The 12,577-nt window shown below is 64.1% G+C and carries 13 protein-coding genes and 1 pseudogene; 6 read left to right on the forward strand and 8 right to left on the reverse strand.

The window, feature by feature from the left end; all coding sequences use genetic code 11:
- Positions 1-321 precede the first annotated feature (321 nt).
- Positions 322-1,521: an AI-2E family transporter gene (locus tag LB553_RS00005; protein WP_224509093.1), complete on the forward strand. Its 1,200-nt coding sequence runs from the start codon at positions 322-324 to the stop codon at positions 1,519-1,521.
- Here LB553_RS00005 and LB553_RS00010 read toward each other — a convergent pair.
- The 4 genes from LB553_RS00010 to LB553_RS00025 all read right to left on the reverse strand — a co-directional run bounded on the left by LB553_RS00010 (position 1,509) and on the right by LB553_RS00025 (position 4,696).
- Positions 1,509-2,405 carry a DMT family transporter gene (locus LB553_RS00010; protein WP_224509096.1) on the reverse strand — a complete coding sequence of 299 codons (897 nt, stop codon included), beginning with the start codon at positions 2,403-2,405 and terminating at the stop codon, positions 1,509-1,511. The two genes, LB553_RS00005 and LB553_RS00010, sit on opposite strands and share 13 nt — an antisense overlap.
- Before the next feature lie 121 nt (positions 2,406-2,526).
- Positions 2,527-3,291: an arginyltransferase gene (locus LB553_RS00015; protein ID WP_224509099.1), complete on the reverse strand. Its 765-nt coding sequence runs from the start codon at positions 3,289-3,291 to the stop codon at positions 2,527-2,529.
- A gap of 148 nt (positions 3,292-3,439) precedes the next feature.
- Positions 3,440-3,910: an RDD family protein gene (locus tag LB553_RS00020; RefSeq protein ID WP_073989170.1), complete on the reverse strand. Its 471-nt coding sequence runs from the start codon at positions 3,908-3,910 to the stop codon at positions 3,440-3,442.
- A 102-nt stretch (positions 3,911-4,012) separates the two neighbouring features.
- A complete protein-coding gene (locus LB553_RS00025) occupies positions 4,013-4,696 on the reverse strand; it encodes a methyltransferase family protein (RefSeq protein ID WP_224509102.1) in 684 nt (227 codons plus the stop codon).
- A 175-nt stretch (positions 4,697-4,871) separates the two neighbouring features.
- Here LB553_RS00025 and sthA point away from each other — a divergent pair.
- Positions 4,872-6,258: pseudogene (gene sthA, locus LB553_RS00030) on the forward strand (Si-specific NAD(P)(+) transhydrogenase).
- Between the two features lie 128 nt (positions 6,259-6,386).
- On the opposite strand, the gene LB553_RS00035 reads toward sthA, so the two are convergent.
- Positions 6,387-7,052: an alpha/beta hydrolase gene (locus LB553_RS00035; protein ID WP_224509105.1), complete on the reverse strand. Its 666-nt coding sequence runs from the start codon at positions 7,050-7,052 to the stop codon at positions 6,387-6,389.
- Between the two features lie 197 nt (positions 7,053-7,249).
- Between LB553_RS00035 and LB553_RS00040 the strand changes: the two genes are divergently transcribed.
- Positions 7,250-8,467, forward strand: a complete 1,218-nt coding sequence (locus LB553_RS00040) for an OpgC family protein (protein WP_224509108.1) — start codon at positions 7,250-7,252, stop codon at positions 8,465-8,467.
- A 55-nt stretch (positions 8,468-8,522) separates the two neighbouring features.
- On the opposite strand, the gene LB553_RS00045 is transcribed toward LB553_RS00040, so the two are convergent.
- On the reverse strand, positions 8,523-9,602 hold the full coding sequence (locus tag LB553_RS00045; protein ID WP_224509111.1) for a LacI family DNA-binding transcriptional regulator: 1,080 nt from the start codon (positions 9,600-9,602) through the stop codon (positions 8,523-8,525).
- Positions 9,603-9,776: 174 nt separating this feature from the next.
- Between LB553_RS00045 and LB553_RS00050 the strand changes: the two genes are divergently transcribed.
- Together LB553_RS00050 and LB553_RS30400 are read left to right on the forward strand one after the other, a co-directional pair.
- On the forward strand, positions 9,777-9,920 hold the full coding sequence (locus LB553_RS00050) for a hypothetical protein (protein WP_224509114.1): 144 nt from the start codon (positions 9,777-9,779) through the stop codon (positions 9,918-9,920).
- Between the two features lie 57 nt (positions 9,921-9,977).
- Positions 9,978-10,109: a hypothetical protein gene (locus LB553_RS30400; RefSeq protein WP_263483871.1), complete on the forward strand. Its 132-nt coding sequence runs from the start codon at positions 9,978-9,980 to the stop codon at positions 10,107-10,109.
- A gap of 19 nt (positions 10,110-10,128) precedes the next feature.
- On the opposite strand, the gene LB553_RS00055 is transcribed toward LB553_RS30400, so the two are convergent.
- Both LB553_RS00055 and LB553_RS00060 read right to left on the reverse strand, forming a co-directional pair.
- Complete coding sequence (locus LB553_RS00055) at positions 10,129-10,503, reverse strand: DUF423 domain-containing protein (RefSeq protein ID WP_224509117.1); 375 nt, start codon at positions 10,501-10,503, stop codon at positions 10,129-10,131.
- A gap of 37 nt (positions 10,504-10,540) precedes the next feature.
- Entirely contained in the window at positions 10,541-11,788 is a 1,248-nt protein-coding gene (locus LB553_RS00060) for an MFS transporter (protein ID WP_224509120.1), read from the reverse strand.
- A 115-nt stretch (positions 11,789-11,903) separates the two neighbouring features.
- On the opposite strand from LB553_RS00060, the gene LB553_RS00065 reads away from it, so the two are divergent.
- Positions 11,904-12,569 (forward strand): GntR family transcriptional regulator, encoded by a 666-nt coding sequence (locus tag LB553_RS00065; protein ID WP_224509123.1) that lies wholly within the window; start codon positions 11,904-11,906, stop codon positions 12,567-12,569.
- Positions 12,570-12,577 lie beyond the last annotated feature (8 nt).

Genomic DNA, 12,577 nt, shown 5'->3' on the forward strand with positions numbered 1-12,577 from the left:
AAGCGATTCGTGTGTCATCTCCAGCGTAGAATCACAACCGATTCCGCGCCGCAATACCTATCTTAGCGCCTATGCCCCTTGAGGGGAGATGGCCGCGAAGCGGCCAGAGGGGGGCGTCTCACACAGATCGCCGACGCAGTCTTGTCGCACAACGCGCTGGCGCTCCACGCGTTTAGCACCCCCTCTGTCGCCTTCGGCGACATCTCCCCCTCAAGGGACCCTCAAGGGGGGAGACGCCCAATCATTTGGACTATCGTCACGATTGCTGCACTATGATGGTGCATAAGCATCCATGAACCATCGGCAGGGAGAAACACCGGATTGAAGCGGGCTGAAATCCAGAAGCCGGGGCAGCGCCTGTTCGGCCTGTCGACGCCGCTGAGGGCAGCCGTCATCCCGCCGCTGTCGGCGGCGCGCTGGCTCCTGGTGCTGATCGTCGCTGCCGGCGTCTATTTCTTCCACGGCTTCCTGTTCCCGGTGCTGGCGGCGCTCGTCATCGCTTTTGCCAGCTGGCCGCTCTACCGCCGGCTGCTCGTTGGCGTCGGCGGCAACCGCACGGTCGGCGCGACCTTGGCGATCCTTTTCATCCTCACCTTCCTGGTGGTGCCGATCGCGCTTGCCGGCACCTATGCCATCAATGAGCTGCGCGAGTGGGTCACCTGGGCGATCGAGACCAATCGCCACGGTGCGGTGACACCGGGTTGGATCGCCGCCATACCGGTGGTCGGCCAGTGGCTGAACGAGCAGTGGACGGTCTATCTCGGCCACCCCGGCGGCATCGGCGAGTTGATCCAGCTGATCAGCGGCTCCAACATCGGCAGCATCTATCGCGGCGCCCTGGCCGCCGGCGGCAGCGCGTTCAGCCTAATGCTGACGCTTCTGTTCATGATGATCGCGCTGTTCTTCGCCTATCGCGACGGCGAAGCTTTCGCGGCCCAGATCGATCGCCTCGGCGAACGCATCCTGCCGGCGCGCTGGGAGCGTATCTCGCGCGTCGTGCCGGCAACCATTTCCTCGACCGTGACGGGCATGACCATCATCGCCATCGGCGAGGGCCTGGTGCTCGGCATCGCCTATTGGCTGGCCGGCGTGCCTTCGCCAGTGACGCTCGGCGCGCTCACCGGCATCATGGCGCTGATCCCCGGCGGTGCGCCGCTCTCCTTTACCCTGGTGTCGATCTACCTCGCCGCCAGCGGCAAGCTTTTCGCTGGCGCGGCGCTCTTCATCTGGGGCGCGGTCGAACTCTTCATCGTCGACAAGACCTTGCGGCCCAAGCTCGTCGGCGGCCCGATCAAGCTGCCGTTCCTGCCGACCTTTTTCGGCCTGATCGGCGGCGTCAAGACGATGGGTTTCCTCGGCTTGTTCATCGGCCCGGTGTTGATGGCGCTGCTCGTCGCCATCTGGCGCGAATGGCTGCGCGAGGTCGAGATCATGGACGAGCTTCCGCCTGTCGCCGACGAGGCCGGCGGGCCGCCGCAGATCGAAGCGGCGGCCGAGTCGAGGAAAGTTCAGGCCGGGTGAACCACGGCAAGCGCAGCACGTCGCTTGCGGCCCTCATGCAATTGCCACAGTGAATGCGCGACCAGCGTTACGATCATGATGCCGCCGCCGATCAGGCTGTTGCGTGACGGTGTCTCGGCGAAGATCATCCACACCCAGACCGGCGCCAGGATCGTTTCCAGCAGATAAAACATCGCGACTTCCGCGCCCGAGATATATTTCGGTCCGTTGGCGAGGCAGAAGAACGCGATCGGCATGACGACGCCGCCGTTCAGGATGATCCACCACGGCGCCGCCACATGGAAGCCGGTCCTGGAAACCATGAACGCCGCCACCCCGAAAGGCAGGATTACCCCGATCAGCGCGGTAAAGCCCATGTCCTTGTCGCTGGCACGCGAGATGGTGATGGCGCAGGCAATCAGGAAGGCGGAGCACAAAGCCATCAGGTCGCCGAACAAATACCCGGTGCCGACGGAATCTCCGACGATGATGGCGACGCCGACGATCATCAGCGCCATTGCGGCAAGGGTCAGCGGCCGCGGCCGCTCCTTCAGGAACAGCCACGACAGCAGCGCCGCGAAGACGGTGTTGAAGCCAAGGATGAAGACCAGATCGGCTGTCGATGTATGGTAGACAGCTGTCATGAAGGCGACCGCGCCGAGCCCGTAGATCACGGCCACGATCAGCCCCGACCAGCCGGGTATGAGTTGCGGCGCATCCTTGCTGTATGAGCGCCAGACGGCCCACATGATCAGCGCCGCCGCCAAGGTGCAGCTGGTGCGCAGCAAAAGGATGGTCCAAGCTTCGCCGTCCGCGAGCCGGATCAGCGGGATATCGATACTCAGTACCAAGCCCCCGATGGCGGTGATCAGGAGGCCTTTCTGGTGATCGGTGTGGGAAGTCATAACCGTCTCGAAATAAAGCGGGAGCAAGCGCTGGCGCGTTTGCACGTCTCTCGCGCGAGGGCGTGCAAGACCAGCGTCTTCTCCCTTGAAACACTATAAGGGCGGTTCGGGAAAACTTGTCTTAGCGACTGACCGCTTCGTGGTCGTAGCGTTCCCAGCCTTTCGGGCCGAGATGCTCCTGCGGCATGAAACGCATCTTATAGTTCATCTTGCGCGAGCCGTTGACCCAGTAGCCGAGATAGACGTGGGGCAGGCCCATCGCCTTGGCGCGGGCGATGTGGTCGAGGATCATGAAAGTGCCGAGAGAGCGGTCCTCAAAGTCGGGATTGAAATAGGAATAAACCATCGACAAGCCATCGGCCATCTTGTCGGTGAGCGCGACAGCTATCAGTTCGCCATGGCCCTTGCCGGTGATGAACGTGTCGGGGCCGCGCCGCCGGTATTCGATGATCTTGGTGTCGACATGCGTGTCTTCCACCATCATCGCATAGTCGAGCACGGTCATGTCGGACATGCCGCCGCGGCGATGGCGGGCATCGAGATAGGCGCGGAAGAGCGAGTATTGCTCGGTCGAAGGCTGCGCGTCATGCATGGCGCCGACGAGGTCGGCATTGTGCTGGACGACGCGACGCATGTTGCGGCTGGGGCTGAATTCCTGTGCCAGGATGCGGACCGACACGCAGGCGCGGCACGATTCACAGGCCGGGCGGTAAGCGATGTTCTGCGAGCGCCGGAAGCCGCCTTGCGTCAGCAGATCGTTCATCTCCGGCGCCTTGTCGCCAACAAGGTGCGTGAACACCTTGCGCTCGAACTGTCCCTCCAGATAGGGGCACGGTGACGGCGCGGTCAGGAAGAACTGCGGCGACTGGGTCGGATGCTGCGTCATCTAATCTTGGAAACGCTCCTGCGAATCGCCCTACCTTTGGCCCGGCCGACGAAAAATTCAACAGGATTGTGCTGACGCGACGGCCTCGACCTGTTCATATTTACGCGCAGGCGGCGCGGCGGTTCGATGAACGCGGCCCTGGACACCGTCAGATATCGGTGCGGGTGACCACGGTGCCGAGCAGCAAATCGTGCAGCGTGCGCTTGCGGTCGGAGAACAGCGTGACCAGGAGCACCAGCGGCGTCAGGATGACGTTGCCGGCCCAGAACAGCACCGAGTGAACCACGGCCGTCATGCCGTCGATGCGGCTGCCGTCGAGTTTCTCCAGGCGGATGCCCATGATCTTCATGCCGGTCGTCGCCTGGTCGCGGCTGCCCAGCGTGTTCCAGATGTAGAGGATGGCGACCATCGGCACCAGCACCGAAAACAGCGCCCAGCCGAGGCCGAAGGTCAACAGCCCGAGAATGGCGACCAGGATGGCGAAGGGAATGGTCAGCAGCGCGACGAAGAAATAGTCGAGCAGAAAGGCAAAGATGCGCCTTGTCCGCACCCCGCGATAGGCGCGGGTGTCCTCGAACCTCGTCGTGATGATCTCTCCGTCCAATACGCGTGCGTTCATGTCGTTCCTCGATCGCGGCACTCGTATGTGCCTTCCGCCTTCTCAGATGGTGAGAATGGCCCGGAATTCAAGGAACATGCCGGCCAACGAACGGGCGCGATGTCAGAAGATGCCGGGGCAGAGCCTGTAGCGGACTCGCCCGAGATAGTCGCGATACTCTTCGGTCAGCGCCAGAATGCGCTCCTCCCGCAGGATGCGATGGATCTGGAACAGGGTGATGATCGCATAGACGGTGAAATTGTAGAGCGAGAAGCTCGAAAGCAGGAAAAGGATGTGCCCCGCCAGATAGCCGGCATAGATCGGGTGCCGCACGAAGCGGTAGGCGCCGCCGGTGACGACGCCGCGATTGGCCGGCAGGATAGCGAAGGACCGCCCGAGCGACATCTTGCCCCAGATCACCAGCCACAGCGCCAGGAATTGCAGCGGCGCCGCGATATAGAGCGGGATGATGGCGATGCCGTCCTGGAGCGATACGAAACCCGAGCCGAAACCGGCCGTCAGCGAGATGAACACCGTGAAAGGGCTCCAGTCGCGGACAATCGGTCGGCGCGCCAGCAGCAGCCAGGTAAAGGTCAGCACGTCGGAGATCATGAGCAGGAGGATGTTCAGCCGGCCCGGATCGATGACCATATGGTACGCGCCGCGATAGACGAAGACCGCGGCGACGGCCAGCGCGATGAAACGGAACAGGCCCTCGCGCAGATCGGTGAGGGTCTCGCTGCTTCGCAGCCCGGACCAAAACCCCGTTTCTGTCCTGACAAGGGACTCACTTTTGTAAATCGCCAACTCTGTTACCCCAAGTGATCCCTCGCTGGCACCATTGCACGTAAGCCTTGCTGTCCAGTTAAGGTTTCGCATGCATTCGGTTGCATTGCGGATTCGTCCGTCGGGGAATGGTGTTGGCTGTTGAACATGACATTCTTCCCGGTCTAGCTTGCTGCGGCGCACAAAGGGACGGTTCATGGACTACGACATGCTGGTCATTGGCAGCGGCCCTTCGGGCCGCCGCGCCGCGGTGCAATCGGCCAAGCTCGGCAAGTCGGTGCTGGTGGTCGACAGGGGCCGGCGCCTGGGCGGCGTCTCCGTGCATACCGGCACCATCCCGTCGAAGACGCTGCGCGAGACGGTGCTCAACCTCTCGGGCTGGCGCGAACGCGGCTTCTACGGGCGCGGCTACCGGGTCAAGCAGGACATTTCGATCTCGGATCTGGTCGACCGGTTGCACAAGACGCTCGACCATGAGGTCGAGGTGCTGCAGCATCAGTTCATGCGCAACACGGTGAAGAGCGCGCGCGCCGCAGTGAAGTTCCTTACGCCGAACAAGGCCAGCCTGACCGCCGAGAATGGCGACTACAGCGAGGTCGGCTTCGCCAATGCGCTGATCGCCGTCGGCACCAGGCCGCACCGGCCGGCCGACGTGCCCTTCGACAGGAAGCGGGTCTTCGACAGCGACGAGATGCTGGAGCTCCATCATCTGCCGCGCACGCTGACGGTGATCGGTGCCGGCGTCATCGGCGTCGAATACGCCACCATCTTTTCCGCGCTCGACGTCCCGGTGACACTGGTCGAGCCACGCAACACCATCCTCGACTTCATCGATCGCGAGATCGTCGACGACTTCATCCATCAGATGCGCGACCGCGGCATGACCATCCGGCTGGGCAGCACGGTGAGGGAGGTCGCCTCGAAACCCGACCACGCCGAGGTGACGCTGGCGGATGGCCGCACCATCCGATCCGAGATGGTGCTCTACGCCGCCGGCCGCACCGGCAACGTCGCCAGCCTCGGCCTCGACATGGTCGGCATCGAGGCCGACGCCCGCGGCCGCATCAAGGTCGACCCGCACACCTTTCAGACCAGCGTGCCGAACATCTACGCGTCCGGCGACGTCATTGGCTTCCCGAGCCTTGCCTCGACGTCGATGGAGCAGGGCCGGGTGGCGGCCTGCCATGCCTTCGGCGTCAAACTGCCGCCACCGCCTGAGAGCTTTCCGTACGGCATCTACGCCGTGCCGGAGATCTCGACGGTCGGTCTGTCGGAAGAGCAGGTGCGCGAAAGCGGCGCCGCCTATGAGGTCGGCCTTGCGCGTTTTCGCGAGACCTCGCGCGGTCACATCATGGGCGTCTCAAGCGGCTTCCTGAAGCTGTTGTTCTCGGTCGAGACGCGCCGCCTGCTCGGCGCCCATATCGTCGGCGAGGGCCACCGAACTCATCCATATCGGCCAGGCGGTGATCAATCTCGGCGGCACGGTCGACTTCTTCGTCAACAACACCTTCAACTACCCGACATTGGCCGAGGCTTACAAGATCGCCGGTCTGGACGCCTGGAACCGGATGGGGCAGGGGTGAGGGCTTTCCCCTGGCGGCCGATCGAGCACTCGTTCCTCGACGCGTGCCCGGACGATGCTCCTGAACCCGTATTGCGAGCGGGGTCGACCTTTTTGATTGCCGCACCGAAGCCCGCCTGGCCGGCCAGATCAGGCGGCCGCTACGGGCGCTGCCAGCCATTGCCGCACGATCGCGGCGTCCGCATCGCCGAATTCATGGCCCGAGGAGACGATGCGCGCGTCGACCTCGGCGTGGCGCTCGCTGAACAGCGTCACCAATGCGGGCGCGAACGGGCCATAGGTCTGGTCGGCGGCGCCGGCGACGATCAAGACACGTGTTCCGCCGAGGTCGGTCATCGGCGGTTTGTCGAGCACCGGCATCGCCCGCAACAGCGCCGCTTGGCTGACCAGTCCGGGGTGGAGCAGCATCAGACTGGAGGCGACATTGGCGCCGTTGGAATAGCCGAGGAAAGTCGCGCGCTGCAGGTCGAGCCCCTGCACCTCCGCGACGTCCGTCACGAATTGGGCATAGGCTGATGTCTCGGCACGGATGGAGACCTGCTCGAAGCTGGTCGGCGTGATTCGCTCGAACCAGCGAAATCCTTCCTCTTGGCGGATGCGGCCGCGCGCTGCCACAATAACCGCGTGCGGCGCGATCTGCCTCGCGAGCGGTAGCATCGTCGTCTCGTCGACACCTGACCCATGCAGCACGAACAGGCACTCGCCGCTTGCGTTTGCCGGCCTCAGCAGACGGTAGGGGAAGGTGAGATCCCGGCGCAGGATGCTGTTTTCGTCGTTATATTCGGAAGCGCTCATATCCACTTGATTCCATGAGAGATTTGTTGATTTGCCGGCTTCAAAACGGATTGTTTTCGCGCTCCGCGAAAGTTGATTGAACCGGGCGCATTTCAGTCCGTTTCTGCGGCGATACACTCCCACGGGAGGAATCGAAGCGGTGCGCCCCGGGGGTCGCATTGCTGGCTATGAACAACCAGCTTTGAGGCCTTTTGTCGATGACCACCCCTGTTCCTAACGACCGCGATAAGCGGGTCGGAGAGCGCGATACGCGTATCAACGATCGTGACACACGTATCGACGTGCTGCGCGCGCTCGCGCTGCTCACCATTTTCATCGACCACGTTCCCGGCACGGTCTTCGAGGACTGGACCTACAAGAATTTCGGCTTCTCCGATGCGGCCGAAGCCTTCGTGCTGATCTCCGGCATCTCGGTGGCGCTGGCTTACGGCACGAAGTTCAAGCCGGGCGGCCGGTTGCTCGCGACGCTGAAGATGTGGCGGCGCGCCGGTGTGCTCTACATCTCCCACATCGTCATCACGATGGTGGTGATCGCGCTGTTTTGCGCCGCCGCGCTGTTCGTGCACCGGCCGGAAATGCTGACGATGATCAACATCGAGCCGTTGATGCGCAACACGCCGCAGGCGCTGGTCGGCATCGTCATGCTTGGCCACCAGCTCGGCTACAACAACATCCTGCCGGTCTATGCGGCGCTGCTTCTGGCGGCGCCTGCGTTCGTGCTGTTCGTCAGCTATCGGCCGATGCCGGCGCTGATCGTGTCCGGCCTGCTCTGGCTCGCCGCCGGCATTTGGCAGATCGCGCCACCGAACTATCCGGAGCCCGGCCTCTGGTTTCTCAACCCGCTGTCCTGGCAGTTCCTGTTCAACATCGGCCTTGCCGCCATGCTGCATGTGAAGCGCGGCGGGCGGATCCCGGTCAATCCGTGGCTGCTTGGCGCCGCCGGCATCTATGTGGTCGGCGCGGCGATCTGGCTGCACAGTCCGCTCTGGGGTCAGATCACCTGGTTCAACCTGCCGGTGGTGATCGGCGGCTTCGACAAGACCTTCCTGTCACTGCCGCGGCTCTTGCACATTCTGTCGGTCAGCTATCTGATCGTGGCGCTGCCGACGGTTTCCAACCTGTTCCGAGTCCGGCCCGACAACCCCCTGGCGATCCTGGGCAAGCGCTCGCTGCCTGTGTTCGTCGCCGGCACGCTGCTGGCCATGGCGGCGCAGGTGCTGAAGCTGATCAATCCGGGAGGCCTGGCCTACGATACGCTGCTGATCGCAGCCGGCATCGCCATGCAGCTCGCGCTCGCGCTCTATCTCGAATGGCTTGCCGGCCTCGGCCCGTCCCGCGCCAAGCGGGTACGCGAGGAGCCCGGGCGTGCGCCGTTCGGCGCGCACCCAGTGCCGGTGAGGATAGGCGGTTACTGACGCGGCCCAGGTAAAGCGCCCCCGGTGGACTTCCGTGCAGATCGCCTGAGCGTGCTCAGGCTTTCGGAGCGGGACCGGTCGAGCCTCTGACGACGAATTCGACCCCCATCGTCTCGCGCCGCACGGCGCCGTCATGATCGAGGATCATGCGCGCGGCGCGCCGGCCGATCTCGGTGATCGGCTGGGCGATCGTCGTCAGTGGCGGCGTGGACAGCGCGCCGTCCGGCACGCCGTCGAAACCGACAATGGAAACATCGCCGGGCACGGCCAAGCCCCTTGCTCTCAGCCAGTCGATGGCGATCAGGGCCATGCGGTCCGACATCGCCAGGATGGCGGTAGGCGGTTGGCCGCTGGCGAAGATCGCCTCGAGACCGGCCCTGGTGCTTTTTTCCTCGTTCTCCGTCTCATAGACCGGGATTTTCGCCGTATCGATACCGAAACCGGAAAGCTCCTCGAAATAGCCGGCAAGGCGATCGCGCGTGCCGGTATAAACGGCGCTGCGAACCACCTCCGGCGTCACGAAGCCGGTGCGATTGTCGGCAAAGCCAAGCGACAGCACGGCAAAGCGGCGATGACCGAGCTCGGCGAGGTGGCGCGCCGCGAGCCGCGCGCCGGCGACATTGTCGACGCCGATTGCCGACACGGTTTCGTCCTGGAAACCGAGTTCCAGCGCGACAAAGGGCAACCTGCGCTCGCGTGTCAGGTCGACAAGACGCGAGCCGCCTTCGATGCAGAACAGAATGAAACCGTCGACAAGCGCGCTCTGGACGTTCCAGGCGAGCTTTTCCTGATTGGCGGCAGACACCAGCGCGATGCCCGCGCCGGTGGCGTCACAGGCTTCGGAAATGCCGGCCATCATCACGCGGGCGAAGGGATCGTCGAAGAAGTAGGAGAGGGGCTCGGTGGTGGCGACGCCGATGGCGTTGACCTTGCCCGCGCGCAGCAGCCGGCCTTTCGGGTCCGGGCCGGCATAGCCCATCTGCTCCGCGACCGCCTTGACCCGCTCGCGCACTTCGGCGCGCACGATCTCGGGGCGGCTGAAAACGTTCGAGGCCGTACCATGCGACACGCCGGCGGCCTTGGCGATGTCGGCCAGCCTGATGGGTCTTGCCTGGCCTTCGAGGAGTGATGCCATCTCGTTCCTCCGAATCCGGTCACGGAAAGAACATGACCGCTGAATTGTTGCCGGTCATCTAACATTTTTGTTGGATCGATTCAAATTCCGCTTGACGTCGCGCGATTGAGGCCTATGATTTGAATCGATCCAAGTCATCCGCTTTTGATGGAGCGGTTCCAACGGGAGGCTTTCGTGCATCCGGTGAGTTATTTGTTCGAGGACATTTACCACAACGACTGGAGCGTCGCCTCGGCTGCCGTCAGCGAGAAGCGGCGCGGTAGAGTGGGTCCCTGGCGTCGCGAGCCACGCTTCCTCGTGGAGCGCAAGCGCGGCTGAACCGCAGCCATTTTTGCATCCATGCATTGGATCGATTCAACTTGAGGAGAAGCAGTCATGCATCCGATTGGTCATCTGTTTCAGGACATCTACCGCAACTATTGGGGCATCACGCGCGGAACCGAGCAGCCCGAGCGGCGCCGCGCCAACGACCTGCCTGCGAGCAAGCGCAAGCGGCGCGCCGGTTAAAAACGGTCGCCGGAAATACCTACGGTCGAGGACGCCGCAGCGCCGAGACGGCGATCGCTAGCCAGCCGACGATCAAAAGTGTGCCGCCGATCGGCGCCGACATCGGGAACAGCCGCGACCCGAGAAAGTCGCGGGCCAGCAGATCGCCGCAGAACAGAAGCAGGCCCGCGAACAGGACGAGGCTGGCGATCCTGAGGCAGCGGTTGCCGCCGACAAGGCCGATGGCAAGGAGTGCCGGCGCATGCATCAGCAGGAAATTGGCCGCCGTGCCGGTGAAGGCGCCGCCGCGATGCGCCGCCGTCGCCGACAGTGCCACGCCGGCCGCGCCGACGAGGCCCGTTGCCAGCACGAGGATGCGGCTCCCGCCGTCTGATGCTTGCCCGGTAAGGCTCATCTGGATGCTCCATACTGCGGTTAGGTGGAGGCGCCGGCTAGGATTCGCCGGCTTCGAGCAGCATATGCCGCGCCCGGCGCGACTGGACAATCCAGTTGTAGACCGCGCCGAGCGCCATCAGCACCGCTGTGCCCAGAAACACCGCGCGCATGCCGAAATGCCCGCCGACGAAGCCGCCGGATAGCGGCCCCGCGACCTGGCCGACATATTGCGCCGAGATCGCCAGGCCAAGCACATTGCCGCCGATCCCGTCGGGGATGTTGTGGCGGATGACGCTGGTGATGCAGGGCAACAGCCCGCCCAGCGCCAGGCCCATCAGGAAGCGCAGGCCGATCAACTGCCAGCCATTGGTGACGAAGGCCTGCGGAATGAGCAGCAATGCCGAGACCGCCAGCGCACCGACCACGACATTCCAGTGGCCGACGCGGTCGGCGAGTTTCCCCAGCCAGGATGACGACAGGATGGTGCCGAGCGCCGCCGCGGACATGACGACGCCTGCGATCATGGTCACCTTGCTCTGGTCCTCGACGAGCTGCTGCACATAGACGGTGATGATCGGCTCGATCGACATGGTGGCGAAGGCGAGCAGCATGCCGGTGGCCAGCATGGCGACGATAGGCCGCTTGTCGGGGATCTGCGACCAGCCGCTTTTCGGCTTCGTCGTCGAGGCGGGCTTCGGCGTCGGTGGGTTCTCCTTGATCAGGAAAGTCGTCGCCAGGAACGCCAGGAAGATGACGCCGCCGGAAAGCAGGAAGGTCGCGCGAATGCCGATCAGCGGCGGCAACAGGCCGCCGAGCAGCGGTCCGACCAGCGATCCCGCCGTGATGCCCGCCGCCAGCATGCCCAGCGCCCAGCCAGAGCGCTCCTTCGGCGTCTGCATCGCCACGAGGATCGTCGAGCCCGAGGAATAGCCGCCGGCAAAACCGATTAGCAGCCGAAGCAGCACCAGCTGCCAGACGCTCTCAACCATGCCGGTCAGCGACATGCACATCGCCATGCCGAACGAAGCGCGCACCAGCATCAGCTTGCGGCCGTAGCGATCGCCAAGCCGCCCCCACAAGGGCGCGACCAGCGCGGCCGCGAAGAAGGTCGCGCCATAGGCGATGCCAGACCACTGCACGATCGCCGCGTGGCCCTCGGCGCCGAGCTGCTCGACGTAAAGCGGCAGGAACGGCAGCAGCAGCGTCATGGCGACGAGCGTGCTGAACGAGCCGGCGAAGCAGACGGCGAGATTGCGCCGCCAATGGATGTTGAAGCCGCTCTGTTCGGATTCGCTGGGCGTCATGTCACGCGTGCCAATGCTGGGGTTGTTACGGATACCAATTTGGGATACCAAGCTGGTATCCGTCATGGACCTGACACTTGCCGCTGTCAACACGGCTTGGAAAACGGGACGACAAATGTCGCAGATGCAAAATGTCGAAAGGCAGCTTCGCGAGATGATCCTCAGTTTGGAGATCGGCCCGGGCGAGCGGCTGACCGAGCGCTGGATCGAGAGTCGGTTTGGCGCTTCGCGCACGCCGGTGCGGGCGGCGCTGCTGCGCCTGGAGACGGAAGGCCTGATCGCCCGCGACGGCCGCGGCTGGACGGTAGCGCCAATCAACCTCGCCGAACTCGGGCAGATCGCCGTCTACCGCGAGGCGGTCGAAGTCGCGGCGGTTCGCCTGACGGCGGCGCTCGAGGACCGCAGCGGGATCGACGTGATCGCGGCGATGCTCGATTCCTGCGATGCTGAGACGCCGCGCGAGGAATGGCATCGCGTCGGCCTGGATTTCCACATCGAATTGGCGAGGCTTTCCGGCAACGAGTTTCTGCTCAGGGCCGTTCGCGATGCGATGACGAGACTGTCACGCGCGCGCTGGCTGGAGGTGCGCGATGAGAAGGCGCTCGACCGCGCCTGGGCCGAGCACCACGCTATCCTCGCCGCGGTCCGGCGCGGCGATGCCGAGGAAGCGGCGCGGCTGCTTGCCGCTCACATCGCCGGCAGTCGCGACCGGCTGGTCACCTCGTTGCATGACGACCGGCGTGGATTGCGCGCCAGAGGATTCGCCGTCGTCGCGGCGTAAGTTGTCCT

The sequence above is a fragment of the Mesorhizobium sp. CA8 genome (assembly GCF_020164955.1).
In the GTDB taxonomy this organism is placed as follows: Bacteria; Pseudomonadota; Alphaproteobacteria; order Rhizobiales; family Rhizobiaceae; genus Mesorhizobium.

Bases quoted from the DNA above. Each gene is read 5' to 3' on its own strand.
- LB553_RS00055 (WP_224509117.1), bottom strand. From the start codon at position 10,503: ATGAGCCTTACCGGGCAAGCATCAGACGGCGGGAGCCGCATCCTCGTG.
- LB553_RS00045 (WP_224509111.1), bottom strand. From the start codon at position 9,602: ATGGCATCACTCCTCGAAGGCCAGGCAAGACCCATCAGGCTGGCCGAC.
- LB553_RS00035 (WP_224509105.1), bottom strand. From the start codon at position 7,052: ATGAGCGCTTCCGAATATAACGACGAAAACAGCATCCTGCGCCGGGAT.
- LB553_RS30400 (WP_263483871.1), top strand. From the start codon at position 9,978: ATGCATCCGATTGGTCATCTGTTTCAGGACATCTACCGCAACTATTGG.
- LB553_RS00065 (WP_224509123.1), top strand. From the start codon at position 11,904: ATGTCGCAGATGCAAAATGTCGAAAGGCAGCTTCGCGAGATGATCCTC.
- LB553_RS00040 (WP_224509108.1), top strand. From the start codon at position 7,250: ATGACCACCCCTGTTCCTAACGACCGCGATAAGCGGGTCGGAGAGCGC.
- LB553_RS00060 (WP_224509120.1), bottom strand. From the start codon at position 11,788: ATGACGCCCAGCGAATCCGAACAGAGCGGCTTCAACATCCATTGGCGG.
- LB553_RS00010 (WP_224509096.1), bottom strand. From the start codon at position 2,405: ATGACTTCCCACACCGATCACCAGAAAGGCCTCCTGATCACCGCCATC.
- LB553_RS00020 (WP_073989170.1), bottom strand. From the start codon at position 3,910: ATGAACGCACGCGTATTGGACGGAGAGATCATCACGACGAGGTTCGAG.
- LB553_RS00015 (WP_224509099.1), bottom strand. From the start codon at position 3,291: ATGACGCAGCATCCGACCCAGTCGCCGCAGTTCTTCCTGACCGCGCCG.